The following is a 26,847-nucleotide window of genomic DNA, read 5'->3' on the forward strand; positions in this document are numbered from 1 at the left end:
CTTAGTATACTCCTTTCTATTTTACTACTCAACCAAAGGGGCTTTGGTGAATGATTGGAAGGAAACTTTTTATTCATATCAGTAAACCGTGACTTTTTACTTATCTCCATAAAAAACACTGGTCCTTTATCCTTCCGCCAAGGTATAATAAAGGAAAATAGTCCCGATTATGAGGTGGTATTCATGACGGTAGTGTCGCCCTTTTATGATAAAAAAACACAGTGCCTTTCGTGTAAACACTCGTTCAGTACAACAAGGATCAGATCCCGTTTTGTGAAGGTAGCAGGATATGACAGTGACTTTTGTCCCCTTTATGAGTCAATCGATGTAAATCCTTTACTTTATAATGTTTCTGTATGCCCAAAGTGTGGTTTTTCGTATACAGATGATTTCACAGCATACATACCTCCTGTTCTCAAAGAAGACCTGGAAAAGAAAATCAGCCTACACTGGCAGCCACAGGATTATGGAAAACTGAGATCATATGACGATGGGATTAATACATATAAATTGGCAGCCTACTGTGCTCTAATTAAAAAGGAGAAAAAGGTGACCATAGCAGGGTTATATCTCCGGACTGCCTGGCTTTATCGAAAGACAGGAGAAAAAGAACAGGAAAGACGATTCATTAATCTTGCTACACATGAATACATTGATGCCTATTTGACAGACGGCGTATCAGGTTCTTTAATGTCCGAAACTAAACTCCTGTATATCATAGCGGAATTATTGAGAAGACAGGATAAAATCGAGGAATCCGTCGTTTATTTATCTAAAGTCATTAGTAAACAGCATCTCTCCACAGAACCGAAGATTATTGAAATGGCCAGAGAGAGCTGGTACGAAATACGGGATCGGTATAAAGAAGCAAAGTCTTTGTAAAAGAAAACTAGTGGTCTCGCCACTGTTTTTTTTTTGCATTCCAGAACACATACACATTGTAAAAAACCAAAAAAAATAAGCCAGTCACAAGACCAGCTTTTCTTTAAAACATCGGATTATCTTCAAGAAATTGATAGATATGATCCACCAACTCTTCAGGTGTGTCCCCTGTTACGACTTCACCATTGACGAGAGCATAAAAGGATTGGGCGCATTTTCCGCAGTAACCCAGGCATCCATACTCAATAACATCGAGGTTGGGGTCCCTCTCTAATATTTCAAGCGCTTTTTGCGCACCACTAGCAAGATTACTTATACAAAATTCAATAATAGGTTTCAATTCTATCACCTCACTACTCTTTGTTATGCTACCTTTTTTTATCATTATCGTCAATCATTTGAGTTCCATGTAATGGTATAACAGATTGTGAACATTTTCGCTTATTTCTGTTGTGAAAACGCCGTTATTTCGATATACTTTTAATGTTAATAGGTTTACTAATATGATAATTGCGCGAATTATGCTTCATATTGAAAATGCTTACTTTTTCAGGACCCGTTTCGGCGTGAATGTCCTTTCAATCCCGTCCCATACAATTTATGGGATATACATCACATACAAACACACTATTTCATTCATAATGTAGAGTGCAAAAAAGGGGAAATTTTTCATGAAACAATTAGTGCTGCTTGGCGGAGGATATGGGAACATGCGCGTTCTACTTCGCTTATTACCCAACCAATTACCTGAAGATGTATCGATTACCCTGATTGATCGAAATCCTTACCACTGCCTTAAGACGGAATACTATGCTTTAGCCGCTGGTACGATTTCAGATCAACATGTACGCGTATCATTCCCGGAACATGCCCGTTTATCCTACGTGTACGGAGATATTTCCGGAGTGGACATGGAAAACAAGCTCGTAAATATGAAAGACCAAGATCCAGTTCCTTATGACGACCTTGTGATTGGACTCGGCTGTGAGGATAAATATCATAATGTACCTGGTGCTGACGAACATACTTACTCCATTCAAACAATTGAAAAATCCCGTAAGACATACCAAACCTTATGTAATCTTCCAGCTGGTTCGATCGTAGGAATCGTTGGAGCCGGATTAAGCGGGATTGAGCTTGCGAGTGAACTTCGTGAAAGCCGTTCTGATTTAAAAATAAAGCTGTTCGATCGAGGTCCGCGTATTCTTAATGCCTTCCCTGAGCGTCTAAGCTCTTATGTTCACAGTTGGTTTGACGAGAATGACGTAGACATCGTCAATGGTTCAAATATTACAAGAGTGGAACCAAATACCCTCCATAATCATGAAGAACAAATCTTTTGCGATGCAATCGTATGGACGGCAGGTATTCAGCCAAGCAAAGTCGTCCGCGATATGAATGTTGAAAAAGATGCAAGCGGTCGCGTCATTCTGACAAAGTATCATAACCTGCCTCAGGATGAAAATGTGTACGTGGTTGGTGACTGCGCAAGCCTTCCTCAAGCTCCAAGTGCCCAGCTGGCTGAGGGACAAGCAGAACAAATCGTGACAGTTTTACTTAAACGTTGGAAAAACGAAGAACTACCTGCAGAATTACCTAAGATCAAGCTTAAAGGAATTCTCGGTTCACTCGGAAAGAAACATGGCTTCGGTCTGGTAAACGAGCGCTCCATCACAGGTCGTGTCGCTCGATTGTTGAAATCCGGTGTGTTATGGATGTATAAGTATCATAATGGATGATGTAAAAAAGAACCGCGATTGATGTGCGGTTCTTTTTTTGATTCACCTCAATAATCCATCTGAAAAAGCTAGCCCAATCAGAAAAGCCTTTTTCAACCCCCACGAATTAAACCGCTTTATACCCATACTTTTCAAGCTCAGTGTAAATCGTTTTTAAACGGGGATTCCCTTCGCCGACAATATTTCCTTCTAACAGGACAATCGGATAAAACATATCCTCTTCGATGACTCTTGAAGCAAATTGCTTTACGACTTCATCTTCAGGAGGACTGTGAATATCTACATATTTAATCACGAAGGGCTGATTTGGGTACTTCCGGCTGACAGCAGCCTCAAGCCATTCGTACGTTTCTTTCGATGATGGTAAATTCACGCAGCTTGGACAAAGTATTTCTGCCCCATATACATAAAGTTCAACAGGCTTACGCTCCATTTCTCTCTCCCCTTTGCTTTCCCTCTCTTGTATATTTTACAAAAAAAGCAGCAGAGTTGGAACGATAATGTGTGAATTTCTGTACTGGAAACTGTATTTAGACTTTTTCTTAAAAAGAAATTCCCAATAGTTTGCAGGTTGATAGATTTTTTGTGAATATGTCATTATAATAGAGAGTAAGGAAAGGAGTAGATAATTATGGCTGAAAACGAAATGATTGCACCAGTTCAGGAAGTATTAGATAAATTACGTCCGTTCCTACTTCGCGATGGTGGAGACTGCGAACTAGTGGACGTCGAAGACGGAATCGTTAAATTACGCCTTCTAGGTGCTTGTGGAAGCTGCCCAAGTTCAACAATCACGCTAAAAGCAGGAATCGAACGCGCTTTAGTGGAAGAAGTTCCAGGTATCGTTGAAGTAGAGCAAGTATTCTAATTCAATCACATTAAAGCCTAAATCCTTAATCGGATTTAGGCTTTTTTTTCATTGTACTTCCGTCTTCGGTTGATCTCCCTTTATAACTGCCTGAATGTTCTCCACGCATAAGGCCATCATTTCATAACGCGTTTCTTTCGAGGAACTGCCAATATGGGGAATGGCGACAACTTGATCTAATGCAAGAAGAGGATGATCGGCATCAATCGGCTCTGCTTCGAATACATCCAATCCGGCACCTGCAATGTCACCCCTCTTCAATGCTTTTTCTAAAGCCTCTTCATTTACAATCGCACCACGGGCTACATTGATGAAAATCCCTGTTTTTTTCATCATGGTGAATTGTTCTTCCTGGAACATGCCTTTTGTACCCGCATTCAGTGGAGCAAGCACAACAACGAAATCCGACTGGATTAAAAGATCTTCAAATGTTGAATATTGTACTCCAAGGGCTCTTTCCGCTTCATGCTTCCTGGAACGATTATGATAAAGAACATTCATATTGAATCCCTTGGATCTTCTGGCCACCGCTTCTCCTATGCTTCCCATTCCAACGATACCAATGGTTTTGTGATGAATATCCATGCCGGAAAGGAGAAGGGGTGACCAGCTTTTCCATTTTCCTTCTTTAATATAGCGATCCGCTTCAACGATTCGCCTTGCCGTCGCCATTAAAAGAGCAAATGTTAAGTCGGCAGTGGTTTCCGTTAGGACATCAGGCGTGTTGCAAATGGTTACGCCCAATTCTTTTGCCGCTTCAAGATCTATATTGTCAAAGCCCACCGCAAGATTTGCCACGACCTTCAATGAAGGAGATTTCTGTAATAGCTCCTTATCTATCCGGTCTGACAGCATAGTAAGTAAAGCAGTAGCACTCTCTGCTTTACGGAGAAGAATATCCCTTGGCACTGGAACATCCCCATGTTCCCACATGTCGACTTCAAATTCGCTCTGCAATGGTTTAATCACTGATTCAGGCAATTTTCTCGTAATGTATATGGATGGCTTCATATGTATCCCCTACCTTCACTTCGCTTTCCTCCAGTTTAGCATAAAAATGAAGGTATACAGGGGGTTAAAGTCTTTGAAGACATTGATCGTTTAAAGCCATGCAACAAGGGGAATTCCCCATTTTTTCACTGGAACTTCGGACATATGATAAAAGTCAGACAGAAATGCCTCATATTGATGAGAATTTTTCAGATAGTTCTCCAGCTTCTCTTCTACTACCTTCTTCTGCTGCTCAGATTCTGAAATATAATATTCCTCGATGCATTCGAAATAATGCAGGGGAAACAGAAGTCGTGAATACAACAACCTCCATGAGAATGGTGAGAGTGGGGTAATGGATTCATACTCTCTCATAAATTCCTGAAGCTCAGGATGAAACGTTTGGCTTTTCATGAAATATCTTTCTCTCACCCACTCCGCTATGTCCCTGCTGCAGTGATCGAATACCCACTGAAATGGAAAATGAATGCACACCTCAGTCCCCCATGTCGATTGAATATAACGTTCATGGCAAATCGTGCCTGCATCCTCTTGCTTCGGGTCCTCATCAAGCTCCGTATCCACCAGATACTGAATGGCGTTTTCTGACAAAGCACTGTAATAAGGATAGCTCTCAACAAAACGACGTTCAAACTCATCAGCCGGCTGATCCTGGATAACCTGATAGTACGCTTTCTCTAACTGGTCCAGCCGCTTTTCCCACAGACTCTTCCACTGGCCCATACGATTTATTTTCTCCACCTTTTCTTCAAAGGTCCGTCCCCTGAAATGGAATTTGCTTAACTTTCTTCCCAGCTTATTATCCGGGGGGGATTGGATGCTTTCATTTCGCAGCACCACAAAGTCTTTATCTTTTTCTACAACAAGAAATCTTCCTTCGTGGTTAGGAACGAAGGTTGAAACATGGCGATCCCCCTGACTTTTAAGGTGTTCTGCCAATTTGTAGAGTTCCACTAAGGTTTCTTGTTCCATATTCGTTACGCCGACAATACTATATACTAACCCCCCAACCAAATATCGATTCATCATTCCATCAAAGAATGCCCTCTCTGGATGCAATCCAAAATGATTGATTAATATTTCTTGAGACATGTTGATCTCTCCTATCTAAAGTGACCGTCTTTTTCTTTTTCGCAAGGTGATCTGTGTCAAAGGAACTCTTTTTCATATTGTCATTTTCCTTCATTTGAAGGACACAAATTATATGAATATAACCTTTAAAGACATTTATGAATATCTGAAACTGGAGATGGGCAAGAATGAGAGTAGAAGCTATTATTATGTCTATTTTTTAAATAGGAATCATATGTGTAAAACAAGGCTTCGTCTAATCGAAATAGGGGTTTTATAATTTTTCAAAGAAAAGGTGAATAGGATGAAGGATAAAGAATCAATGGATTTATTAGAGAAAACGGCACGTAAATGGCTGCATGAAAGAGGAGTGGAGATTGAAGATATCGCTCAATTGGTCATGTACCTTCAACAAAAATATCATCCTGATCTTGAACTAAAGGAATGTGTCTATAATGTTGAACGTGTGTTAACGAAGCGGGAAGTACAGAATGCAATACTGACAGGTATTCAACTTGATATATTGGCTGAAAAAAAGATCCTTGAAGAACCGCTTCAAGCGATTATTGAAGTAGATGAAGGACTATATGGTGTGGATGAAATCCTGGCCTTTTCGATTGTCAATGTATATGGATCGATCGGATTTACAAACTACGGATATATAGACAAGCAAAAACCTGGAATTCTGGAGAGGCTAAATGATAAATCATCCGGTATGTGCCATACCTTCCTTGATGATATTGTCGGAGCTATTGCAGCGGCTGCTTCCAGTCGGTTGGCACACAGGGCGAAATGCGCAGAATGAGGTTGAAGAAGTATCCAAATCAGACGACATGGGTCGTCTGATTTTTTAGTGATAGAAGAAGTGGATATATACGCTAACAAAATAATCATACTATATTCCCTAAAAAATTACAGACTACAATAAATAGATCCTTTTAACTAACTTTATTATTGCACATCGATGAATAGTTTTATATAATTACAACTATAGTTGTAATTAACATCAATATAGTTGTAACAAGGCTTCTTTAGAATAAACACCAGATAAAGGCTATCACTTTTATGAGATTCGAGAGAATTTCACATACTACATACGAAGAATAATTGAGGTGAAATCCTATCCGGCTCCTAAGTGACCAAGCCCTTATTGATGCCTATAAAAAAGCAAAACAGTTAAAACTCAGTAATGAATTCATCATTCTGATCGAACAAGAAATTAAAAAGAGAAAATTAGTTCATTAAAGAATCGTTTGATTGTAGATGTCTTCGTGTTCTTCACAAGTCGGCATAATGTCTTCCCACTGAACGTCAAGAGCACATACAATGGCATTCAGCTTGTTCAGGGACGGATTCGCCTCTCCCTTTTCAATCAACGAAATATAATTAACCGTTAATCCACATTTGTGACTTAATTCTTGTATGGTGATTTCTTTTGCTCTTCTATGGTGCCTTATTTTCTTTCCGACAAGTCCTGTAACTGTAATACTCATTACCTCACTACCCTTTTAAAAATTCTTTAGAAATGACGTGGAATGTTTCGAAAATCAATTAAGAAACAGTGACTTTCATTCTTAAAGTTGCTTGCATTCGTAAAGAATAGTTAGAAATTGAAAAGGTATCAACGCTAATAGTCCCCTACTACCTTTGATGTTTACCCTAGTTGCATACCTTTACACTTTTTTTCGTAATATTTTTTAAGAAAAATCTTTAAATTCTTAATGTTTTTTTGATCCTGTCTTTCTAGTCCTTCTGAGTACTCAAATATGTGTAATGGAAAAGTTAGTTAGAGGAAAAATCACATAATACTTTAGGAGTATAATCTTCATCACTGCCATTATTATACTCACCGACTATCTACAGAGGAATAGATAGTAGTAAAAAAGACCAGTACAATGGTCCCCCTAGTATAAATAGTATTTTGATTACTTCTTTTAACACTAGTTCTATTTTACTTATACGAACGATTGTTGTCTATCATGAATATGTTCCTAATTCAAGAAATTTTTTCTAATTTGAGTACTCAGAAGGGTTTAGAGAAAGTGGAGGCTATAAATACAGCCCCCACTTTTTTTATTATATATCCCATTCATCTAACGTTTCTATTGTATATGTCGGCTGAATATCTTTCGAACTCAAAGCTTCTTTTGTTGTGACCCCTGTATGAACAAGCAGTGTATCCAGTCCGGCGTTTATCCCTGCTAATATATCTGTATCATAATTGTCCCCAACCATTAACGTATCTTTCTTAGGCACCCCCAGTACAGATAGCGCCTGCTCCATAATGATTGATTCAGGCTTCCCGATGAAGACCGGTTCAGTTTGTGTGGAGACTGTGACAACTGACGTAAGGGAACCGTTCCCTGGAAGCAACCCTCTTTCAGTCGGAATCGCGATATCTCCATTGGTTGAAATAAACGTTGCTCCATTTCTCACGCCTAAACAAGCTAGGGATAGCTTCTCGTAATTAATATCACGATCAATTCCCACTACCACGAAATCAGGTTTCTCATCCTGAAGGGTGATGCCGTTCTCTTCCAGTGCCGAGCGGATTCCTTCTTCCCCGATGACATATGCCGTCCCATTTGGCTTTTTCTTCGCCATATACTGGGCTGTTGCCATTGACGTAGTAAATACCTGTTCCTTCGTGGCAGGGATATCAAAGGACTGCAATTTTTCAGCAACCTGTTCAGGTCTTCTCGAAGAATTATTGGTGACAAACAAATAAGGTAATCCCTTTTGTTGTAATCGTTTAACAAAATCTCCTGCTTCTTCGATCTTCTCTTTTCCTTTATACATTGTGCCATCTAAATCAATTAAGTAACCTTTATATTCCTTCATTATGTACCTCCGTATGCTTTGTGTATAGTATGTCCAAATACCTGTTGTAGAGCCTGTGCTATTTTCGGTAAAATGCATTCCATAAATAAAACAAAACGCTCCCTATATAGAAAGCGCTGTCAAATGCTGATTAATTTTTAAATGCAGACACAGGTCCCAATTCATTTTCAAGGTAGTTCTGAACCTGTTGGGGAAACTTCTCCAACGAGTGGAATACCTCGTTTAAAATCGTATGTAATTGCTCATGATGAATGGCTGTATACTCTTGAACAAGAACCTTACGCTCTGCTACAAGTCGTTTAAGATCCTCACTCATCTTGTCTCCAATGACCTTTTCATCCAGAAGAATATCTATGATATCCTCATAGCTTCCCGGATCTCTCATAATGAAACCGTCGATCATACTGTTTCCTACATCGAGTATAGATTCAATAATCGTGTGAGCCATTCGCTCCAAAGCTAATTTTTCTAATGTTCCGTCCCATTGATCATGTTCACTAACAGTCTTTAACTGCTCATTCATATACAATAATATTTCCTCTATTTTTTCTCTATCTACGAAATACATGGTGCACCCCTCTCTATGAACGATCCTCCCTTTTATTTTACCATATTCCCCTCACTGTCATACAGGAACTTCCTGCAATTCTAAGCTCAGTTTGTTATGATGAGATAAGCAAAAAAAAGAGGAGGACATCGTCATGAGTGAACGATTTTATTTATACGATGATACAGAAAATACAAAAACACGCTTTGTGAGTTTTATGGGGGAAAATCAGCGGTACGACTTGGCGATTACCCAGACAGCTCGCTATTACGGGAAATCTTTAGTATTAGACCTTCAAGGCAGTCGATTCGCGATCGTCGGCAGGGATGACCTGGATGAACCTGGATATGTAGAAAGTGTGTTCAAGCTAACGGAGGAAGAAGCCGATGAGTTGAGGGACTTTCTAGGAGAAATCATTATGTAGTCGTTCTTACAGCGGACTATTAAGAATGAAGTACACCCCACTCTCACATACTACAAGTATGAAAGGTGGGAGATATAATGAGTAAAGAACCAAGAGACAAAGAAGATGAAGTATATAGTGACTTTTCCAACGTTGAAACATACCGCAATTTTATCGTACCGGAAACACTGCCAGAAGGGCCATATGGCGCTCCCCGAGGAAAGCATACTCCCGTTGAGAACAAAAGCACTCCTTGGAGAGAAGGGCAGCGATATTACAGTGCTTTCAACTACGAAAATAAATCACTTCATCAGGATATCCCACGTCAGGAGCCTGGATCACACCCTGTTCATGCAGATCCCGATGTGAATGAAGAACCTCCATATACTGAAAATAAGTAAAATAACAAAAGGAACAAACTGTACGGTTTGTTCCTTTTTCACCATTATTTATTGACTTTTTTCACAAGAAAATAAGCGCAGCCAAAGTTACAGTATTCATATAAGTAATCCTTATGTGTACTCACCTTTGTGTCAAAAGAGGCTTTTTGATTATGATCATCAAAGAATCCTTTTAAGCGGAGCTGGCCATATCCCCAATCCCCAAGGATAAAGTCGTATTTACTTAAGATGTCGCTATACCTCTCCTTAAATGCTTCCTCGTTGAACCCGTCTCTAAATTCCTCAACGATTTCGTAGCATGTATTCTGCACACAAATCATCTTGTCCACCCACTTTCATTTCCTTATCTTAAATTATAACGGATTGTCCATTAATTACTATGAAAAATTGTCATAAGACATGGTCACCCTATCAAATAGGGGGTGTTTAACTTGAATAAATTCATTCTGGGTACAACTGTACTAAGTATTGCTATAATCGGAACCGCTTGTGATGGAATTGACACGGCCAATGAAGAAATGTTTCACGACAATGGAAATACCATTAACGTGAATGACCGGGAGGACCTGTACAACGAAAATAGCTGGACGAAAAAAGGAGCTCACCGGGGTGAGGACTTCGGCTATGTTCGCCAACAGAAAAGTCCTACAGGAGGTCAAACCATTTCCACAAAGGATATGTACAGCATCAATCGTGAACAAGTAGCCGACACGATCAGCAAAATGAGTGTTTCTCTTCCAGACGTAAAGGATTGTTCCACTCTTGTCACTGATGAAGAAGTGCTGATTTCATACGTGACGGACAAAAAGGATAAAGATGGCCGCTTTGAAGTAGCCGACCAAGTAAAGAAAACAGCCATGTCGGTTATTCCCCGTTGGTACCATGTATATGTGACCGATGACAAGAGCCTGATGCGCAGTGTAGAAAACCTTGCCAAAATGGATAGCGATAGCCGTAATGCCAACACGGCCATTGATGATACCATCAACCTCATGCTGCAGGATTCTCCTCAGGGAAGAAATGTAGACGCAGGTGAAAATCCAAATGGTGAAATGACATCTGAGAAATACGAAATGCAGGATGACGACGTCCACAAAATCAACAAAGACCGTCAAAAGCGAAAAGATAACACAGATAACGTGGTCGATTAATTAGAAGAGAGTAGAGACACGCATCTAGCCTTGCCGGATGCCATACTCTTTGCTACAAAAAGGACTGACTGTTAGAGATCTTCTCCTTCAAGTCAGTCCTTTTATATATGAAAAATTATGCCTTTTGAACTTCTTGCTCACCGGCTGCTTGTCTTGCTTTGGCAGCTGCATTAACTTGCTCATCTGCATGGTAGGAAGAGCGAACGAGCGGTCCTGCTTCACAGTGACTGAAGCCTTTTTCCATCGCCGCTTCACGTAGTTCAGCAAACTCATCAGGGTGATAATACTTCTGTACCTTCAAGTGTTTCTTCGATGGTTGCAGGTATTGACCTAATGTCACAATATCAACATGATTGGCACGCAGATCATCCATTGTTTCAAGAATTTCTTCCTTCGTTTCACCAAGACCAACCATGATACTTGATTTTGTTGGAATTTCCGGATTTAATTCTTTTGCACGACGCAGGAATTCCAATGTGCGATCGTAGGTAGCGCGGGCACGAACTCTTGGGGTCAAGCGACGAACGGTTTCGACATTGTAGTTCATGATGTCTGGCTTTGCATCCATCAATGTTTTGATATTATCAAAAACTCCACCCATATCGGAAGGTAATACTTCAATGGAAGTGAACGGGCTCTTACGACGAATGGCACGAACCGTTTCAGCAAATACTTGCGATCCACCATCTTTCAGGTCATCACGTGCTACAGCTGTAATAACTACATGCTTCAGGTTCATTAATTGAACAGAATCTGCAACGCGTTCTGGTTCTTTCAGATCTAATTCAGTTGGAAGGCCTGTTTTTACTGCACAGAAACGGCATGCTCGTGTACAAATATCTCCAAGAATCATGAAGGTTGCTGTTCTTCTAGTTCCCCAACATTCATGAATATTAGGACAACGAGCCTCTTCACATACCGTGTGAAGGTTGTTTTCACGCATCATTTTCTTCAAGCCCATATAGTTATCATTCGTATTCAGCTTAATTTTAAGCCAATCCGGTTTACGAATGTGCTCATCTTTCTTACTCATACCCCTCATCTCCAATCCTAAATAATTCTGACTTAGGCAAAGAGTGAAACGCTTTCTAAATCGTTCATCTTATGTAAAAAAAGCCATCATCAATATACTTCTTTTGTCACTTTATCATACTAAAAAAGTGAAAACAAGCATGTGATACCCTATTACCATTTATTGATGATTATGAATCCCGATGAACGATACAAACTAGTAGTAGGCCCCTAAAAATGGAGGGATAATTTTGTACAAACGATTGGTCTTAGCCTTTGTGGTTTTCTGCATGTTGATAAGCCCTTGTCAAACCTTTGCTGCAGAAAAGCTGACAGACGAACAGATTCACACGAAAAGGATGGAGTTATTTCAGAAAAGCTCGGCTCTGACTCATATTCCCTGGTACTATCTTGCTGCTGTTGATCAGTACGAACGCAGTCTACGGTTTGCCCGTAAAGATAGGGAAAAGCCCTCTTCACTTATATCGATCTATATGGAGCCTGAAAAATGGGTCGGCCCTCTGAATCCTAACCGGGAAGACGACAATCCAGAAACGATATCCCTATTCAACGGGATAGGCCGGGATGGTGACTTCGATGGAAAAGCCAGCCTTAAGAGTGATGAAGATATACTGGCTGCTTTGACAGATTTTATTTTACAATACGGAATTGACCGGGATAATTTCAAGCTCGCACTGTGGGACTACTACAAACGCGATAAAACGGTCAGTATCATCATGGGAAATGCCAAAATCTATAAACAATATGGGACCATCCATTTAAACCAAAAAGCCTTCCCCCTTCCCCTCAGATTCAACTACAGTTACCGAAACACTTGGGGTGACGCCCGTGGTTGGGGAGGAAGACGGATTCATGAAGGGACGGACCTCTTTGCTGATTATGGTGTACCTGTAAGAGCAACATCGTATGGAATCATCGAGATGAAAGGATGGAACCGATATGGAGGCTGGCGTATCGGCATACGTGACATTAATAATACCTATCATTATTTTGCCCACCTTAGCGGTTTCTCTAAAGATCTTCATATAGGTCAAGTGGTGGAACCAGGAATGGTTATTGGCGGTGTCGGTAGCTCAGGATACGGACCCCCAGGGACATCAGGGAAATTCCCTCCCCATCTGCACTACGGAATGTACAAGGATAACGGTTTGACGGAATGGTCCTTTGACCCTTACCCTCACTTACGAATGTGGGAACGTCAAGACAGAATCAAAAGCAAAAAACGTTAAAAAAGCAGACAATGGTTAACCCATCGTCTGCTTCATCTTTTCACTCTTTACATCTGTTTTTTGGATTTGGAAACAGCGTTCATGATACTAGCTGCTAATCCACCCCAGATGATGACCATTCCTACAACCATCATTGCAATAGCGCTACCTGTCATGTTAGCTTACCTCCTTATAGCTTTCAGCTTCAGTTTTGGCATGCCAGCGTTTGAATGAGAAGGCAACACCTGCAAGGATCGCGAATCCTGCTACAAACCATCCGCTGTAAAGGATGAAGGCATCTGAGTAACCTCCATAGTTTCCAGTTTCAGTTTCAAATTCTCTTAATAAATTCATTTTGAATAATCCGAACATCATCCATCCAAGAACGATTGGTGTGATGACGCCTAAGCATACTTTCCACCAGGCACCAAGCTGAATATCAGAGATTCCATTAGCGTGAGATTGGAATGTACCTAACTTGCGCAGGAACCAGGCAATCACTACTACTTCAACTAACCCCACGAATGCTACACCAAACTGGTTGATAAAGTAATCTGCAGCGTCCAGGAAGAGTAATCCGCCCTGAGTGGCAAATAAGATTGAGATGACCGCAGAAAGACCTCCGCCGAAAAGAACCGCTTTCGTACGGGAAATTCCGAACTTCTCAGAAACCCCTGCTACATAAGTCTCCGTAATCGAGATGAGTGATGACAGCCCGGCTAACACCAGGGAAGCAAAGAACAGGAATCCGAATAATCCGTTAAGTGCCGGGAATTCGTTAATGATTTGCGGGAATACCACAAACGCCAATCCAACTCCACCGCTTACTACTTCCTGCACCCCTACACCTTGAGATTGAGCCATGAAACCTAAAGCAGCAAATACCCCGATACCTGCAAGTAATTCAAACCCTGAGTTACTGAAACCTGTGATGAATGCATTATTTGTAATATCTGATTTCTTCGGAAGGTAACTGGAATACGTAATCATAATCGCAAATGCAATGGATAAACTGAAGAAAATTTGTCCGTATGCCGCTACCCAAACACCAGGGTCAGCTATTTTGCTGAAATCCGGTTTGAAGAAAGCATCTAACCCATCCAATGCTCCAGGCAATGTTAAAGCGCGAACAACAATTATTAAGAATAAAATAACTAGTGCCGGAATAAAGATCTTATTCGCTACTTCGATTCCCTTCTTTACACCTTTGAAAAGAATCCCTAGTGTAATCACCCATACCAATACAAGTGGAATGAATACTCCAGGAACGATACTTCCTGTCTGACCTGGATCAACCGTAAGCTTCAAATAGTCGTTGAATAAGAATGACTCTGTATCCTTCCCCCAACCTAAATTGAAAGAAAACACACTGTACGACATCGCCCATGCGATAATGACGGCATAATAGGTAGATATGACAAATGCGATTAATACTTGCCACCAGCCAAGCCACTCAAATTTCCTATTAAGACGGAAATAAGATAGTGGTGCCGACCCACGGTACTTATGACCTAACGTAAATTCAAGCACTAATAATGGAATTCCCGCTGTAAGAAGAGCGAATAAATAAGGAATAAAGAATGCTCCTCCACCATTTTCATACGCTACTGCCGGAAAACGCCAAATGTTTCCCAAACCGATTGCTGACCCGACAGCAGCAAGAATAAATCCTGCTCGTGTTCCAAACTGGGCACGTTTCTCCATGTTGGTCCCCCCTAGTTCTTTCCAACTACCATATTAAGGTATTTGAAATTTTTATATTTTCAGATTATTTATAATCTAAAGTCAGTATAGCTAGTTCCACGCCAATTGTCAAAGCTATTTTGAAGCTTTTAAAGAGATTTTTTAAAATTGGGACAGGTACTATTTCACTATAAGAATTTTGTCGAAACATGAAGGATTAATGATCGGAAAGGTTGAGGTGGGTTTTGGGATACCGTCACGGGTTTTAATAAAAGCACGAATGCATAATAAAAAACCAGAAGCCGATGAGCTCCTGGTTTTTCATTATATTATTGTTCTGAAACTGCCGGTTTTGCTTTTTCTCCAAACAGAAAAGCGAATGCGATGATTAAGATGATCACAACGCCAAGACCGAATAGTGTGCTTCCAGTGAATCCTAATACAAGATATCCAATTGAAGCAGCAACCGCTCCTATTAATGCGTATGGAAGCTGTGTAAGAACGTGATCGATATGATTGCTTCCTGCCCCTGTAGAGGAAAGGATGGTTGTATCCGAGATTGGAGAACAGTGATCTCCCAATACGGACCCGGCTAATACAGCTGCCATAGCAGGAAGTAAGATACTTACATCTGTAGCTGCAGCAATTTCCCCGGCGATCGGAAGTAAGATTCCGAAAGATCCCCATGAAGTTCCCGTCGAGAATGCCATGATTCCGGCAACTAAGAATAAAATGACTGGAAGTGCCTGCATCGGTAAGCTTGATTGTTCAACCAGACCCGCAAGATACGTACCTGTTTGCAATTGATCGATCAACGTGACGATCGTCCAGGCGAAGATAAGGATGTAAACGGCCGGCAACATGGATTTGATCCCTTCCACTACTGCTACTCCAACTGCTTTACCTTCGATTCCTTTCAAGCTGACTTGACGGATGAAGAAGATCAGCGCAACAAGGAGACCGAATAATCCACCATATAATAATGATTTCGTTACATCTGTATTTTCAAAAATCGGCAGGATGTCAAATGATCCAACGGCTTGATACCCTGTCCAGAGCATCATTCCAATTGTACCGATAACAAGTGCTACGATCGGCCAGACAAGATCACCAACTGATCCTTTCGAGCTGACAGGCAGATCATTTTTCAATTCGCCTGGAATCTCCTTTTCAGGATCATAAAGGGCTCCCGTTTCAAGGGCTCTTACTTCATGCTCTTTCATCTTTCCAAAGTCCAGGCCTTTAGCAGCAACCATGATTACAAGCAGAACAGCTGCCCAGACATAAAGGTTCATTGGAATCATTTGAACGAAGGCTGAAAATGCGGTGTACTCTGTGATACTGTGAGTAGCGAGAATCGAACCGATGATACCGATGATGTACGCTCCCCAGCTTGAGATTGGTGAAACGACACAAATCGGTGCAGATGTCGAGTCGATGATATAGGCCAGTTTGGCACGTGAAATTTTGTGACGATCCGTAATGGGTCTCGAAACCTGCCCAACAGCAAGTGCGTTAAAATAGTCATCAATAAAAATTATGATACCTAAAACGGCTGCAAGAAGCTGTGCACCTTTTCTCGTTTTCACACGTTTCATCGCCCATTCACCGAATGCGCGGCTACCGCCGGAAATATTCACAAATGCTGTGATGACACCAAGAATGAGCAAGAAGAAGATAATATAGACATTCCAGGTGTTGAGCGCTCCATCTGCGACAAAGATGCCTTTAAATGCGTCCCACATAAAGCTGAATGTTTTCGTAATTGAGAAATCTGCTAACAGAAAGGCAGACGCAACGATTCCTACTCCCAGAGAAAGTAGAACCCGTCTCGTAAGTATAACCATAAGAATGGCTAAAAGGGGTGGTAATAATGAGTAAATCGTGTTTTCCATAGTGTCCTCCTCCTATTTGATAGGGGGGAACCATCGTAGCATGACAGAGGATAATAAAAAAAGGCAACGATAGAGAAGCTATCATTACCTTAATAAGTAATTTAAGTGCTCCATCACGATCTGTAGCTCCCCATTATAGAGATTCCCTATAATGACAGTGTTATCCTTCTTCAAGATAACCCCAGCAAATACACATTCGACATGTATATTTACTTCGGCAAAAGTTCCCTTTCATCTGTTCTCTAAGTTGTCATCCTCAAACAGCTTACTCTTGAACTCTGCGCCTCTACCCCATCGGACTGATGATGTGGTGTGTTATAAAATTTTCTTTATTAATATATCAAACTATCATTCTTTTGACAACTTTTTTTCCTGACTAATTTGTGGGAATTTCAATAGAAGGACTGGATTCCCCACCTCCATTGTTATAAAACTGCGGTACATCCAGGTGGACGGTACCCATGGCAACCAGGATATCCTGCTTGATGGTTTCAGTTTTCGTTGCAAATGGAATGATGATCTGGACATTGACTTCAAGCTCGACAAACACTTTTACAACGGCATTATTTATCCCGAATTGCTCTACCGTAGTCTTAATATCAGATCGGACATCCCCGATCGAGTGAAAGCGAATCGGCACTTTTGGACCAAGGTTACCGAGTAACACGTTGTTGGTCGCTTGGCCAAGAGGGACAGAGTAAGTGATGCCCTTCGCTGCTTTTGACTTACCTTCATCGATTTCCACTTCGGTAATAAATTCAAGGTTTTCTAAATTCCCTTCCTCTGCTTCTTGCAGGTTTTGCTGAACTAAGTTGGTGATTTCTGCCTGAACCCGGTTGATGGTCTGAGTATTATATTTAAATGAAACAATATCGCCTTCTGTATTCTTCACTTCTTCCGTTATATCCGAAATATCAAGAACATCTGCAATTTTTTTGTTTATTGCTTTATTGATAACCAACGTACCGATCCTGCTGGTTTGAGTTTCAGCATAAGCAAGCAGTGTCGGTTTCAAACCTTTGTTAATGATCCACAATCCGAATCCAGTCGAAATCATAAAGAATAGAATCGTGATGATCATCACATATCGAAAAGGCAGCGGCCCTCCTCTTCGGGGTTTGTATGTTTTAAACTTTGACAAAAAAATCCCCCCTTACAAGCTATTTGTATGCAAAGTAAGAGGGGTTTAACGCAAAAAAATTATTTAATTTTAAGAGATTGTGGTTCATAATCCGGATCAAATCCGGTAATCACCTTATCTAATTCCGCACTTAAATCCATGGGATAAGGAGTTCGTATTTCCTGTCCATCTTCTTCGATGATCCGGATCACCGGTCGATCCGTTACACCTTTATTTTGATCGGTCACAATTCCTTTTCGCCCATCATTCAGCTCGACAACCATCCCATTTGGATATATGGCCACAGAAGACCTGAAGGCTTCAATTACATTTGTATCAAACAGAGTACCGCTTCCTGCATATAATACCTCCAGCGCTTGATGTGGAAGCATTGCTTTCCGATATACACGATTTGACGTCATGGCGTCGAATACATCGGCCACCGCAATGATTTTTGCAAAGGGGTGGATATCCTCACCTTTGATTCCCCTTGGATATCCGGATCCATCAAGCCGCTCATGATGCTGATACGCGCAGTGAGCAATGATCAGGGACACAGAATGAAGCTGTCGCAAAATCTCAAAACCGTGTTCTGAATGCTTCTTGATTTCACAAAATTCGTCTTCTGTCAGCTTTCCTGGCTTCAGGAGAATTTCCTCCGGCACAAGCATCTTACCGATATCATGCAAAATTGCTCCCACGCCTAACTGCTCGAGCTGTTTAGTGGACAGTTTAAGTTCCAGACCTATGGATAATGTATACAAAGTCACATTAAATGAATGATGAAAAATATAGGAGTTATATGTGAAAACATCCGTCAAAATGGTTAGGAGATCATGATTCGCCTTTACTTCAGACAAGACTACATCAATCACCTGCTTCAATTGCTTGGCACTATCTTCAATCATAAGCACACCTGGTGGCGCTTTCGATACGCTTAGTTGATTAAAGGCCATCTCAATATTGTTTACAGCTTGCTGTCTCACCTTACTCGAAACAGTTCCCTTTACATGGATTCCCTTCGAAAGGGAGTCTTCAATATAGACATACTGGATGCTAAGCTCCTGCAACCTGAAAATCATGCGTTCTGTAATCGGAACGTTATCATGAATTAAAGCTTGACCTCTCATATTATATACGGTTGTAGCTAGAACCATGCCCGGTTTCAAAGCCCTAGTTGATATAAGCCTCATAGAATTCTCCTATGTAATTCTTTCATTTTTCGACAAAATTTCCTAGTATCTCCATTATAAAGGATAAAAACGTTCTTGCAAGGTGTATTTCCTGATATATTGTTAATTATTCATGAAAGAATATAAAGCGAATGGTGATATTCACCCAACAAAAAACCAGCGCTCTCGGAAAAAGCAACTGGTCCAATTTATACTTATATCATTTTCAACAATGCATCCCGGCCGATCATGCCCGGTGTGATGCCGCGATTTTCTGCCTCATAGGTGATGGATTCCAGAGGGGCGTCCAGAAGCTGATCGATTGTTTTTACACCGACTGCTCTGCCTGCAATGATTCCTCTGTCTTTCAACTTCTCATTTAGTAACCCTACGTCCAGTGCTCCACACATTATATATCCTATATCACTCGTTACAACGAGGAGATTGGTTTTGGGCAGTTCAACAGAAATCGCTAAAAAGGTATGTCCCTGAATGGAAATCGGAGATACATTCATCATGTGCTATCGCTCCTTTCCCTCATATGTATGATACGGGATTGGAAACGGTGATACATTTACTGCTTTAATTTCCACTGGAGGACATCCCGTAAAAACTCAGGCATAAAATATTTTTTCTCCAGTCTTTGAAGGTCTGGAAAGAAGTGTCCAAACGTGAACATATCTGGTAAGGCAAGCTTGTATATCTTCTGTGGATCAATCGGTTTTTGACCGATTAAGATTTCATGGCCGTTGAATTGAATATTCCTGTATACAAACCGGCCCATCACCTTGCCTCTGAATCCTAATCCCTTTACTTGAAGATGCGGCCATTCCTCATTAAATGTCTGTTTAATGATTTCCTTCAGCTCTGCCCCCTTCATCTCGATGAGACATGGATTGATGGGGTGAGGCAGGATCCGGTGCAGATCCTGTTTCGTCACTGCCCCCTCTTCCAGTCCATCAATGAGCAGTCCTGAATTGAGAAAAGCACAATCAGCCTCACACCATTCAGCAACAGCATTACATAACACATCCGGAAGAGGAGAAGGATTAAACCAATCCACTGCCAGGGGTTCGGCGAGCTCGGTTACTTTTTCTCCTAACAATGCCTCCCCCTCCTGATACCACTCGAGGCTTTCCTGCTCTTCTTTTTCTACAGGGGGAAGTTCCTGCTGTTCATAAAGCTGTGCTTTTTTGCCGACAATCTTTTTATTGGCTATGTCAACCTCTATCATCATATGACCAACATAATGACCATACTTTCCAGCTGCGCCAAGCATCGTTTTCTTAATTTCTTTTCCTTGATGCAACACATGATGGGTATGAGCTCCAAGGATCACGTCAATTTCGGGAAATTGCGCTGCAATCAACTCATCATCCCGAATCCCCAGGTGAGATAGAAGAATCACCATATCCACCTGGGGGTGAAGCTCTTGAACCAATTTCTCAAGCTCATCCAACGGAGAAGTAATATTCCAGCCGAGGGCTTTATAAAAAGGTTTAAAATAAGCTGTCAATCCGATGACGCCAATTTTCATGCCACTATCCGTTTGATAAATATGATGGGCTTTGGCCCAGCTCGGAAGCTGCGAAGACTGGTCTAATAGATTGCCTACAATCACGTGAAAATCTGCATGGTCATACAGGCTGTTTAAATCTACATAGTCCAGTGTAATTCCTTCATTGTTCCCGATCGTTATAGCATCATAGCCTACTTCATTTAGAAAATCGACGTTTCCTTTTCCTAAAGTAGCTTCACTTAATGGATGCCAGCGGTCTACATGATCTCCGATATCAAATAGATAAACAGGTTCTCCTTCATCCAGATGCCATTGTTTTCTCTTCTTCAAAAATTCCCGAATCCTTGACCAATGCTCAAAATGACTGTGAAGGTCGTTTGTATGATAAATATGAATGGTTTCTTTCACTATTTGCTCACTCCTATTGGAGGTATATTATCCTGTAATACCTTGGTAAATCAATCGAATTCCAATTAAAATTAATATAATCCGCAAAACACTCACTAATACTTTTGATTCGAGCTTCGTATTCAAATAGGCCCCAAACTTTGCCCCTATCCAGGCACCGGGAATGAGTGCAAGTGCATATAACCACTTTACATTGCCAAACATGACATGCGTTCCTGAACTGACCAACGCCGATAGAAAAATCATGAACATGGATGTCGCGACGGCTACATGAGGTGGAAAAAGAAAAATCAAGATCATTGCAGGTACCATTAATGATCCACCGCCAATGCCAAATAATCCAGATGTAAATCCAACTGCAAAGGCAATAGCCGCCCCTAATAAAGGAGGATACCCATATCGAAAGGTGTTTCCGCCAGGATCGGTGAATTCCCGTTGAAACGATGCACTCTTGAATGTCTCAATAGGCTTTAACTTGTTTCTAATCATGAGCACTATGGCAATCAGAATCATAAATATACCAAAATATAAATTAAAGCTTTCCATGTTCAATCCCTTGTTTACCCATGCTCCAAGTATCGAACCTGGCCCACTTCCGGCAAAGAAGATCAGGCCGCTTTTATAATCAACGGTCTTATGCTTTAAATAAGCCAGGGTGGATGATAACCCTGTGAAAATCATAATGACCAATGATGTTCCTACAGCTGTCTGAGGATTCATTCCCTCTATCAAGCTTGTATATGTACCGAAATAGATAAGGGCAGGAACAATGATGACTCCTCCCCCCAGTCCTACGAGGGATCCTATCGCTCCTGCTAAAAGTCCGATTGATAGAAGCATGATCCATTCCATCTGTCTTTCATCTCCTGTCAGCTAAAATAAATCCAGTTGCTTTGGTGCAAGCCCTCCATATTCAAGATCTAATAATTCAATGAGCTCTTTCGCGTTGGCAGCAGCATCTCCACCGGAGTTATTATTGAAAAGAATGTATAGATCTTCAGAGTTTTCGTGCAACTGATGAATATGCGGAATCCATTCCTCCAGTTCAGCACGATTATAGCGATATAAATAACGAACCTCGCGCCAGTCTTCCCCATTCGGTTTATTCCAGCCGTACAGATTCCTGCCGTGAAAACGAATCAGAGTGGCATCCTTATGAGTGGTTTCCAATACCCGTGGTACAGATCCTTCCCCTGCTTGCGGTTCATCGCAAATGCTATGGATCCATCCTTCCTTTTTCATAAACGTCAATGTCTTATCCCGAAACTCCGGTCTGAACCAGCTTTGATGGCGAAACTCCAACGAAAGTGGAAATCCCTCTAGCTGTCCCTTGCAGTACCGGATATAGTCAACATGCTCTTTTTTACAATCGTACCAAGGGGGAAATTGAAGCAGAACCATCGCTAATTTTCCTGCATCCACGTACGGAACAAGGGATTCCTTAAAGGCATTGAACATCTCTTCTTTTGTTTCAAAAGGGATCTCTCCCCGCTGATGCCCCGTCATTCCCTGGTAAGCCTTAACAATAAATTTAAAGTCTTCCGGTGTTTCCCTTACCCATTTTTCAGCATTCCGAAGTGGCTGGACAGCATAGAAAGTTGTGTCCACCTCTACAATGGGAAAATGTGCACCGTATTCTTTTAATTTATCTCTCTGGGAAACATTTTCATAAAGGGTATCATGATCTCCCCAGCCTGTTACTCCTATGTATATCATCTTCAATCACCTGCTTTATTATGAACATGTCCATTTTATCATACTTGCGCTTTCTCCTTATTTCTAATAAATTGTTTTAATTCTTTTAGATACAAATCAAAAGTTTTTAAATTCAATAAAATATTCCTAAAGTTATATTAAATTATAAAAAAGGTATTATTTGTTAGAAATAATAGACTTTAGTAATGATTCTTAAAGCCTATTCGCAATTCGACATAATCTTCAATTGTGTATAATCGTAATTGTAAGAAAAATCCAACTTTGAAAGGAGGGAATTTCAATGAAGAAAATCACAATTAAAAAGGTTGAAAAATTAGTTCCTTTAAAACCACTTCCACACTTCTATTAAGAAAAGTACATAAAAAGTCAAAGGAGGTAACAAAAGTGAAGAAAATTACTATTAAAAAAGTAGAAAAGTTAGTACCTTTAAAACCGCTTCCTCACTTCTATTAAAATCGAAGAAAAGCTTGGGGAATAATTTCTCAAGCTTTTTAATTTGAAAGGAACATGAAAATGAAACCCTTTTTTAAAAATACACACACAACCATTATTGAAAAGGATGACAAATTATACTTACACCTTGAAAGTGACAGTTTAGAAATCGAAGATCCAGATAGAAGCTTCAAAAACCTTCTAAAAGAACTTAATGGAGATCAAACAATTAAGGAAATTTCAGACAAGACACAGCTTCGTAAAGAAGTATTATTAGATTTAATCAATGACTTAGATACATATGGCTTGATAGAGGACAATACTCACTCTTCCCAAACAACCTTATCTCCTGGAGAACAAGAAAGATACAAATCACACTTTAACTTTTTTTCTTCATTTTCCAATTTAATCAACAGTAGATTCTTATATCAAGAAAAGCTTAGAGACTCTAAAGTCTCGGTCCTCGGGTTGGGTGGCAGCAGTATTATCTTAAGCAATTTAGCAGGGATGGGCATTGGATCTATCCTAGGTTTAGATTTTGATAAGATTGAGTTAAGTAACCTAAATAGGCAATTTTTATTCTCTGAAAAAAATATAGGAGAGCAAAAAACGAAAGTCACAAAAGAAAAAATCATGGAGAGCAACAGTGACATTAACATAGATGTTATAGATTTAAAAGTAACAAATTCAAGGGAATTGCTTCCTCATATTTTAGATTCCAGTATTGTTATTAATACCATTGATCAGCCAAGTATCCAATCCACCCGGTGGGTTAACTTCGCTTGCGTTCGTAATAACATACCTTTAATACAAGGCGGTACTGGCTTAAATAAATTATTAATCCAAGCTTTTTTCCCCCATGAAAGCGCATGTTTTGATTGCTATTTAATTCAGATACTGAGGGAGAACCCTGAATTTGAAGATGAATTAAGACAAACTTATGGTTCTAAAATGGAAGGCAGAAACACTGCATTTGCTCCAAACGTAGCTTTTCTAGCTGGATTAATAACTAGTCAAACATCCAATATTATATGTAATTTTATTGATTCTCCAAATATTTCTTATACTACTGAATATGCAACCATCTCTTTAGAAAAAGTTGCGACCCGAAAATGGTCTTTAGTAGAAGATTGCCCAACTTGTGGAAACCATTTAAAAACATCGGAACCTGTAGATCTTAACCATCTGATTTCGATTGCAAAAGATAAAGTGGTGATTTAGAAAATGAGGAAAATAGATGTTAACTCTAAAGTGAAAGCAAACCTCTCAATACAAAAAGATGCAGAAGAATATGTTGTTGGCAGTACATTAAATAATGTTTACATTAGAGTACCGGAAGAAGCAATAATCGTCATTAATCACCTCAATGGGAGCTTAACAATAAAAGAAGTCATTGAGAATATTCACAAAGAAGAAAAGTTAGATATCGATGTTCTTGACTTTGTTAATAGTTTAAACGAGTTAGATTTACTTACAGAAATAAATGGGAAGGTCCTGCATCCAACATTTGAAGTAAAAAAGCAAAATCGAAAACTTATTATTCTGTCAAATATTCTATTTAACAGAATTACTAACTCATTATATTTACTTATGTTTTTGTCTTCATTGATTATATTTGCAACTCGTAGCGATCTAATTCCTACTTATCACGATATACTGGTATTTGACTCATCTGGGCTAAGCTTGCTGTCCGTTACTTTACTTACTTGGTTATTAACATTCTTTCATGAATCAGGCCATTTCTTTTCAACGTCTAAACTTGGCATACCTGTAAAATTCAGTCTTTCCCTCCGTATGTATTGGTTAGTAGTACAAGCTGATGTAAGTGGTTTGTGGTCCGTTTCTCAAAGAGAAAGATATGTTCCTTATCTAGCAGGAATGGCATTTGATGCTGTAGTGTTATTTATTTCTCTACTAATTAGAATTCTTTTCCCCACAGTAATTCCTGATTTTTTTGCCTTATTGACTCTACTTGTTACTTTAACATTCGGCTTTCATTGCTTGATTTTCTTAAGGACAGATATTTATTACGTAATTATGAATGCTTTTAACATACCCAGTCTCCACGATTATGCAATCGATTTTCTAAAATCCTTAATAAGAAAATCTCATACTTCTTCATTATATATGTTAAGTAAGAGAGAGAACGTTTTCGTGAAGTGTTACTCTGCAATTTATGTATTGGGTTCAATTTTCGCTTTATTCTTGCTTGCTTTCTATTCCTTACCCAGTTCGATACTTATAATCCAAAATACTCTTTACCAATTGATCGATTCCCAACCAAATTCGTATACTTTTATTGATGGGATCATAACTTTAGTCATTATTTTAATAAATGTTGGACTTTGGCTTTTTGGTGCATTTTCAAAATATAAGTCTTCACCTGTACAGGTGAAATCCTAAGTATAATAGAATGAAAATAGGAGCAAATACATGTCAACCATTTTAAGAAACCACAATTTTTTATTTTTGTTTTTAGGAAGGCTCATAACGAATATTGGAGATAGTATTTATGCTATTGCCACTATCTGGCTTGTCTACGATTTAACTAAAGATCCATTATTTACAGGAATTGCTACAGCTTTGGTTATGATACCAGGAGCATTTACATTCCTGATTGGGCCACTTGTTGACAGGTGGTCTTTACGCAAAATCCTTGTAAGAACTCAATTAATAGAATTCACCTTAATATCAATTATTCCGATTTCTTATTTTTTAGGCTTTCTAAACGTTTGGATTATTTTGGTTATAATGCCTTTAGCTGCATTTGTTGAGCAATTTGTATATCCTGCACAACAAGCTGCTCTTCCTAAAATTTTAGGTAAAGATCAATTGGTTCAAGGTAATTCCTTAATGTCCATGGCATATCAAGGGACAGACCTGATATTTATGGGATTATCAGGGGTGCTAATTATTATCTTTGGAGCAATCAATCTTTTTATTATAGATGCAATTACATTTGTAATTGCTGCTGGTTTTTTTCGAATGATCCTGATATCTAAAGATTTTCAGCACGGAGAGATAACCAAAGCAAAATACAAACAGGAATTGGTTGAAGGATTTCAAGTTGTAAAGGGATCATTCATTTCAAAGTTCTTAATACTGATCATTTTTGCTAACTTCATTTACGGTGCCATTAACGCGATTTTACCAGCATACGCCGACTATAGAGGAAATTCAGCATATTTTGGTTTGTACCTGGCTAGCTTAACTACCGGAATACTATTAGGTTCTATAAGTGCCTCATTATTAAAAAAGTTACCAATAGGTAAGACTGTCATTATCGGTTCTACAATATCCTCAATACTATGGATTTTTTCTTCACTTGCTGAAAATCACATAATATCCTTAATACTATTTGGCCTTTCCTTTATACCAATTGGATACTTAAACGTTACAATATTTACCATATTACAAATTAGCATCAGTGAAGAATTAATCGGGAGAGTCTTCTCTTTTATAGGTAGCATCACCGTTTTATCCATGCCACTAGGAGCAGTCATAGGGGGAGCAGTTGCAAAGTGGATAGGTGCAGAAAATGTATTTATTATGGGAGCAACAGGAAATATTTTAATAGCAATGTTTTGGTTATTCACCCCTAATTTAAGAAGATATTCCTCCATCATGAAGAATCAAGAAAAGATTGACTGTACTGATGTAGAAGCGAGCCCTTTATAAGGTGAATAATGATTGATTCAATTATATATATATATAAACTCCCCTGGTGAAAGATACCAGGGGAGTTTAT

At 39.7% G+C, this 26,847-nt stretch carries 30 protein-coding genes and 1 riboswitch; of the genes, 12 read left to right on the forward strand and 18 right to left on the reverse strand.

The features are described from left to right. The first annotated feature begins 183 nt into the window (after nt 1-183). Nucleotides 184-882, forward strand: a complete 699-nt coding sequence (locus RSX31_RS14480) for a DUF2225 domain-containing protein (protein WP_315634995.1) — start codon at nt 184-186, stop codon at nt 880-882. 103 nt (nt 883-985) lie between these two features. On the opposite strand, the gene RSX31_RS14485 is transcribed toward RSX31_RS14480, so the two are convergent. Beyond that, nucleotides 986-1,222 (reverse strand): YuzB family protein, encoded by a 237-nt coding sequence (locus RSX31_RS14485; RefSeq protein ID WP_258549604.1) that lies wholly within the window; start codon nt 1,220-1,222, stop codon nt 986-988. A 331-nt stretch (nt 1,223-1,553) separates the two neighbouring features. Here RSX31_RS14485 and RSX31_RS14490 point away from each other — a divergent pair, with 331 nt between their 5' ends. Continuing rightward, nucleotides 1,554-2,621, forward strand: a complete 1,068-nt coding sequence (locus RSX31_RS14490; RefSeq protein ID WP_148970776.1) for an NAD(P)/FAD-dependent oxidoreductase — start codon at nt 1,554-1,556, stop codon at nt 2,619-2,621. A 106-nt stretch (nt 2,622-2,727) separates the two neighbouring features. Here RSX31_RS14490 and RSX31_RS14495 read toward each other — a convergent pair whose 3' ends face one another. Further along, nucleotides 2,728-3,054 carry a YuzD family protein gene (locus tag RSX31_RS14495; protein WP_148995262.1) on the reverse strand — a complete coding sequence of 109 codons (327 nt, stop codon included), beginning with the start codon at nt 3,052-3,054 and terminating at the stop codon, nt 2,728-2,730. 198 nt (nt 3,055-3,252) lie between these two features. Here RSX31_RS14495 and RSX31_RS14500 point away from each other — a divergent pair, with 198 nt between their 5' ends. Continuing rightward, the gene (locus RSX31_RS14500; RefSeq protein ID WP_034763763.1) at nt 3,253-3,489 is read left to right on the forward strand and encodes a NifU family protein; all 237 of its coding nucleotides are present in this window, start codon (nt 3,253-3,255) and stop codon (nt 3,487-3,489) included. A gap of 48 nt (nt 3,490-3,537) precedes the next feature. Here the strand turns inward: RSX31_RS14500 and RSX31_RS14505 are convergent, their stop codons facing one another. Both RSX31_RS14505 and yutH read right to left on the reverse strand, forming a co-directional pair. Then, nucleotides 3,538-4,500: a 2-hydroxyacid dehydrogenase gene (locus tag RSX31_RS14505; protein WP_315634996.1), complete on the reverse strand. Its 963-nt coding sequence runs from the start codon at nt 4,498-4,500 to the stop codon at nt 3,538-3,540. Between the two features lie 90 nt (nt 4,501-4,590). Then, a complete protein-coding gene (gene yutH, locus RSX31_RS14510; protein WP_148995264.1) occupies nt 4,591-5,592 on the reverse strand; it encodes a spore coat putative kinase YutH in 1,002 nt (333 codons plus the stop codon). 283 nt (nt 5,593-5,875) lie between these two features. Between yutH and RSX31_RS14515 the strand changes: the two genes are divergently transcribed. Then, nucleotides 5,876-6,376 carry a phosphatidylglycerophosphatase A family protein gene (locus RSX31_RS14515; protein WP_315634997.1) on the forward strand — a complete coding sequence of 167 codons (501 nt, stop codon included), beginning with the start codon at nt 5,876-5,878 and terminating at the stop codon, nt 6,374-6,376. Between the two features lie 317 nt (nt 6,377-6,693). Continuing rightward, entirely contained in the window at nt 6,694-6,816 is a 123-nt protein-coding gene (sda, locus tag RSX31_RS14520) for a sporulation histidine kinase inhibitor Sda (RefSeq protein WP_113969158.1), read from the forward strand. Here the strand turns inward: sda and RSX31_RS14525 are convergent. The 3 genes from RSX31_RS14525 to RSX31_RS14535 all read right to left on the reverse strand — a co-directional run bounded on the left by RSX31_RS14525 (nt 6,813) and on the right by RSX31_RS14535 (nt 8,980). Then, nucleotides 6,813-7,064 (reverse strand): helix-turn-helix domain-containing protein, encoded by a 252-nt coding sequence (locus RSX31_RS14525; protein ID WP_098350080.1) that lies wholly within the window; start codon nt 7,062-7,064, stop codon nt 6,813-6,815. The two genes, sda and RSX31_RS14525, sit on opposite strands and share 4 nt — an antisense overlap. Nucleotides 7,065-7,647: 583 nt before the next feature. Next, on the reverse strand, nt 7,648-8,412 hold the full coding sequence (locus RSX31_RS14530; protein ID WP_315634998.1) for a TIGR01457 family HAD-type hydrolase: 765 nt from the start codon (nt 8,410-8,412) through the stop codon (nt 7,648-7,650). A gap of 130 nt (nt 8,413-8,542) precedes the next feature. Continuing rightward, nucleotides 8,543-8,980, reverse strand: coding sequence for a DUF86 domain-containing protein (locus RSX31_RS14535; protein ID WP_148995266.1), 438 nt, complete (start codon nt 8,978-8,980; stop codon nt 8,543-8,545). Nucleotides 8,981-9,113: 133 nt separating this feature from the next. Between RSX31_RS14535 and RSX31_RS14540 the strand changes: the two genes are divergently transcribed. Beyond that, on the forward strand, nt 9,114-9,383 hold the full coding sequence (locus RSX31_RS14540) for a DUF3055 domain-containing protein (RefSeq protein WP_148970783.1): 270 nt from the start codon (nt 9,114-9,116) through the stop codon (nt 9,381-9,383). 77 nt (nt 9,384-9,460) lie between these two features. Beyond that, on the forward strand, nt 9,461-9,763 hold the full coding sequence (locus RSX31_RS14545) for a cytosolic protein (protein ID WP_148970784.1): 303 nt from the start codon (nt 9,461-9,463) through the stop codon (nt 9,761-9,763). 44 nt (nt 9,764-9,807) lie between these two features. Here the strand turns inward: RSX31_RS14545 and RSX31_RS14550 are convergent, their stop codons facing one another. Continuing rightward, nucleotides 9,808-10,083 carry a YutD family protein gene (locus RSX31_RS14550; protein WP_113968994.1) on the reverse strand — a complete coding sequence of 92 codons (276 nt, stop codon included), beginning with the start codon at nt 10,081-10,083 and terminating at the stop codon, nt 9,808-9,810. 102 nt (nt 10,084-10,185) lie between these two features. On the opposite strand from RSX31_RS14550, the gene RSX31_RS14555 reads away from it, so the two are divergent. Further along, nucleotides 10,186-10,914: a YhcN/YlaJ family sporulation lipoprotein gene (locus RSX31_RS14555; protein ID WP_148995267.1), complete on the forward strand. Its 729-nt coding sequence runs from the start codon at nt 10,186-10,188 to the stop codon at nt 10,912-10,914. A gap of 115 nt (nt 10,915-11,029) precedes the next feature. On the opposite strand, the gene lipA is transcribed toward RSX31_RS14555, so the two are convergent. Continuing rightward, on the reverse strand, nt 11,030-11,947 hold the full coding sequence (gene lipA / locus RSX31_RS14560) for a lipoyl synthase (RefSeq protein ID WP_148970786.1): 918 nt from the start codon (nt 11,945-11,947) through the stop codon (nt 11,030-11,032). A gap of 268 nt (nt 11,948-12,215) precedes the next feature. Between lipA and RSX31_RS14565 the strand changes: the two genes are divergently transcribed. Continuing rightward, nucleotides 12,216-13,175, forward strand: a complete 960-nt coding sequence (locus RSX31_RS14565; protein WP_315635208.1) for a M23 family metallopeptidase — start codon at nt 12,216-12,218, stop codon at nt 13,173-13,175. A gap of 47 nt (nt 13,176-13,222) precedes the next feature. On the opposite strand, the gene RSX31_RS14570 is transcribed toward RSX31_RS14565, so the two are convergent. From RSX31_RS14570 to RSX31_RS14610, 9 genes are all read right to left on the reverse strand, one after another. Then, nucleotides 13,223-13,330 (reverse strand): methionine/alanine import family NSS transporter small subunit, encoded by a 108-nt coding sequence (locus tag RSX31_RS14570; RefSeq protein ID WP_148970787.1) that lies wholly within the window; start codon nt 13,328-13,330, stop codon nt 13,223-13,225. A 1-nt stretch (nt 13,331) separates the two neighbouring features. After that, nucleotides 13,332-14,858, reverse strand: coding sequence for a sodium-dependent transporter (locus RSX31_RS14575; protein WP_148970788.1), 1,527 nt, complete (start codon nt 14,856-14,858; stop codon nt 13,332-13,334). Nucleotides 14,859-15,166: 308 nt separating this feature from the next. Beyond that, nucleotides 15,167-16,732: a Na+/H+ antiporter NhaC family protein gene (locus tag RSX31_RS14580; RefSeq protein ID WP_148970789.1), complete on the reverse strand. Its 1,566-nt coding sequence runs from the start codon at nt 16,730-16,732 to the stop codon at nt 15,167-15,169. Nucleotides 16,733-16,847: 115 nt separating this feature from the next. After that, a riboswitch (Lysine riboswitch) is annotated at nt 16,848-17,029 on the reverse strand. Nucleotides 17,030-17,108: 79 nt separating this feature from the next. Beyond that, nucleotides 17,109-17,873 carry a sporulation protein YunB gene (gene yunB / locus RSX31_RS14585; protein ID WP_148970790.1) on the reverse strand — a complete coding sequence of 255 codons (765 nt, stop codon included), beginning with the start codon at nt 17,871-17,873 and terminating at the stop codon, nt 17,109-17,111. Between the two features lie 59 nt (nt 17,874-17,932). Further along, on the reverse strand, nt 17,933-19,045 hold the full coding sequence (locus tag RSX31_RS14590) for an HD-GYP domain-containing protein (RefSeq protein ID WP_315634999.1): 1,113 nt from the start codon (nt 19,043-19,045) through the stop codon (nt 17,933-17,935). A 194-nt stretch (nt 19,046-19,239) separates the two neighbouring features. Beyond that, a complete protein-coding gene (locus tag RSX31_RS14595; RefSeq protein WP_148970792.1) occupies nt 19,240-19,542 on the reverse strand; it encodes a YunC family protein in 303 nt (100 codons plus the stop codon). Nucleotides 19,543-19,598: 56 nt separating this feature from the next. Next, nucleotides 19,599-20,951: a bifunctional metallophosphatase/5'-nucleotidase gene (locus RSX31_RS14600; RefSeq protein WP_315635000.1), complete on the reverse strand. Its 1,353-nt coding sequence runs from the start codon at nt 20,949-20,951 to the stop codon at nt 19,599-19,601. A gap of 27 nt (nt 20,952-20,978) precedes the next feature. Then, nucleotides 20,979-21,803 (reverse strand): sulfite exporter TauE/SafE family protein, encoded by an 825-nt coding sequence (locus tag RSX31_RS14605; RefSeq protein ID WP_148970794.1) that lies wholly within the window; start codon nt 21,801-21,803, stop codon nt 20,979-20,981. Between the two features lie 21 nt (nt 21,804-21,824). Further along, on the reverse strand, nt 21,825-22,667 hold the full coding sequence (locus RSX31_RS14610; protein WP_148970795.1) for a DUF72 domain-containing protein: 843 nt from the start codon (nt 22,665-22,667) through the stop codon (nt 21,825-21,827). Nucleotides 22,668-23,180: 513 nt separating this feature from the next. Here RSX31_RS14610 and RSX31_RS14615 point away from each other — a divergent pair. From RSX31_RS14615 to RSX31_RS14625, 3 genes are read left to right on the forward strand one after another with little or no spacing between them, the layout of a single operon-like run. Then, nucleotides 23,181-24,320, forward strand: coding sequence for a ThiF family adenylyltransferase (locus RSX31_RS14615; RefSeq protein WP_315635001.1), 1,140 nt, complete (start codon nt 23,181-23,183; stop codon nt 24,318-24,320). 3 nt (nt 24,321-24,323) lie between these two features. Further along, nucleotides 24,324-25,502, forward strand: coding sequence for a hypothetical protein (locus RSX31_RS14620; RefSeq protein ID WP_315635002.1), 1,179 nt, complete (start codon nt 24,324-24,326; stop codon nt 25,500-25,502). A 30-nt stretch (nt 25,503-25,532) separates the two neighbouring features. Further along, a complete protein-coding gene (locus tag RSX31_RS14625) occupies nt 25,533-26,777 on the forward strand; it encodes an MFS transporter (protein WP_315635003.1) in 1,245 nt (414 codons plus the stop codon). The last annotated feature ends 70 nt before the right edge of the window (nt 26,778-26,847 follow it).

It is taken from the genome of Rossellomorea yichunensis, from assembly GCF_032337515.1.
GTDB lineage: Bacteria > Bacillota > Bacilli > Bacillales > Bacillaceae_B > Rossellomorea > Rossellomorea yichunensis.

Bases quoted from the DNA above. Each gene is read 5' to 3' on its own strand.
- RSX31_RS14480 (WP_315634995.1), top strand. From the start codon at position 184: ATGACGGTAGTGTCGCCCTTTTATGATAAAAAAACACAGTGCCTTTCG.
- RSX31_RS14490 (WP_148970776.1), top strand. From the start codon at position 1,554: ATGAAACAATTAGTGCTGCTTGGCGGAGGATATGGGAACATGCGCGTT.
- RSX31_RS14495 (WP_148995262.1), bottom strand. From the start codon at position 3,054: ATGGAGCGTAAGCCTGTTGAACTTTATGTATATGGGGCAGAAATACTT.
- RSX31_RS14500 (WP_034763763.1), top strand. From the start codon at position 3,253: ATGGCTGAAAACGAAATGATTGCACCAGTTCAGGAAGTATTAGATAAA.
- RSX31_RS14505 (WP_315634996.1), bottom strand. From the start codon at position 4,500: ATGAAGCCATCCATATACATTACGAGAAAATTGCCTGAATCAGTGATT.
- yutH (WP_148995264.1), bottom strand. From the start codon at position 5,592: ATGTCTCAAGAAATATTAATCAATCATTTTGGATTGCATCCAGAGAGG.
- RSX31_RS14515 (WP_315634997.1), top strand. From the start codon at position 5,876: ATGAAGGATAAAGAATCAATGGATTTATTAGAGAAAACGGCACGTAAA.
- RSX31_RS14525 (WP_098350080.1), bottom strand. From the start codon at position 7,064: ATGAGTATTACAGTTACAGGACTTGTCGGAAAGAAAATAAGGCACCAT.
- RSX31_RS14530 (WP_315634998.1), bottom strand. From the start codon at position 8,412: ATGAAGGAATATAAAGGTTACTTAATTGATTTAGATGGCACAATGTAT.
- RSX31_RS14535 (WP_148995266.1), bottom strand. From the start codon at position 8,980: ATGTATTTCGTAGATAGAGAAAAAATAGAGGAAATATTATTGTATATG.
- RSX31_RS14540 (WP_148970783.1), top strand. From the start codon at position 9,114: ATGAGTGAACGATTTTATTTATACGATGATACAGAAAATACAAAAACA.
- RSX31_RS14545 (WP_148970784.1), top strand. From the start codon at position 9,461: ATGAGTAAAGAACCAAGAGACAAAGAAGATGAAGTATATAGTGACTTT.
- RSX31_RS14550 (WP_113968994.1), bottom strand. From the start codon at position 10,083: ATGATTTGTGTGCAGAATACATGCTACGAAATCGTTGAGGAATTTAGA.
- lipA (WP_148970786.1), bottom strand. From the start codon at position 11,947: ATGAGTAAGAAAGATGAGCACATTCGTAAACCGGATTGGCTTAAAATT.
- RSX31_RS14565 (WP_315635208.1), top strand. From the start codon at position 12,216: ATGTTGATAAGCCCTTGTCAAACCTTTGCTGCAGAAAAGCTGACAGAC.
- RSX31_RS14570 (WP_148970787.1), bottom strand. From the start codon at position 13,330: ATGACAGGTAGCGCTATTGCAATGATGGTTGTAGGAATGGTCATCATC.
- RSX31_RS14575 (WP_148970788.1), bottom strand. From the start codon at position 14,858: ATGGAGAAACGTGCCCAGTTTGGAACACGAGCAGGATTTATTCTTGCT.
- RSX31_RS14580 (WP_148970789.1), bottom strand. From the start codon at position 16,732: ATGGAAAACACGATTTACTCATTATTACCACCCCTTTTAGCCATTCTT.
- RSX31_RS14590 (WP_315634999.1), bottom strand. From the start codon at position 19,045: ATGAGGCTTATATCAACTAGGGCTTTGAAACCGGGCATGGTTCTAGCT.
- RSX31_RS14595 (WP_148970792.1), bottom strand. From the start codon at position 19,542: ATGATGAATGTATCTCCGATTTCCATTCAGGGACATACCTTTTTAGCG.
- RSX31_RS14605 (WP_148970794.1), bottom strand. From the start codon at position 21,803: ATGGAATGGATCATGCTTCTATCAATCGGACTTTTAGCAGGAGCGATA.
- RSX31_RS14610 (WP_148970795.1), bottom strand. From the start codon at position 22,667: ATGATATACATAGGAGTAACAGGCTGGGGAGATCATGATACCCTTTAT.
- RSX31_RS14615 (WP_315635001.1), top strand. From the start codon at position 23,181: ATGAAACCCTTTTTTAAAAATACACACACAACCATTATTGAAAAGGAT.
- RSX31_RS14620 (WP_315635002.1), top strand. From the start codon at position 24,324: ATGAGGAAAATAGATGTTAACTCTAAAGTGAAAGCAAACCTCTCAATA.
- RSX31_RS14625 (WP_315635003.1), top strand. From the start codon at position 25,533: ATGTCAACCATTTTAAGAAACCACAATTTTTTATTTTTGTTTTTAGGA.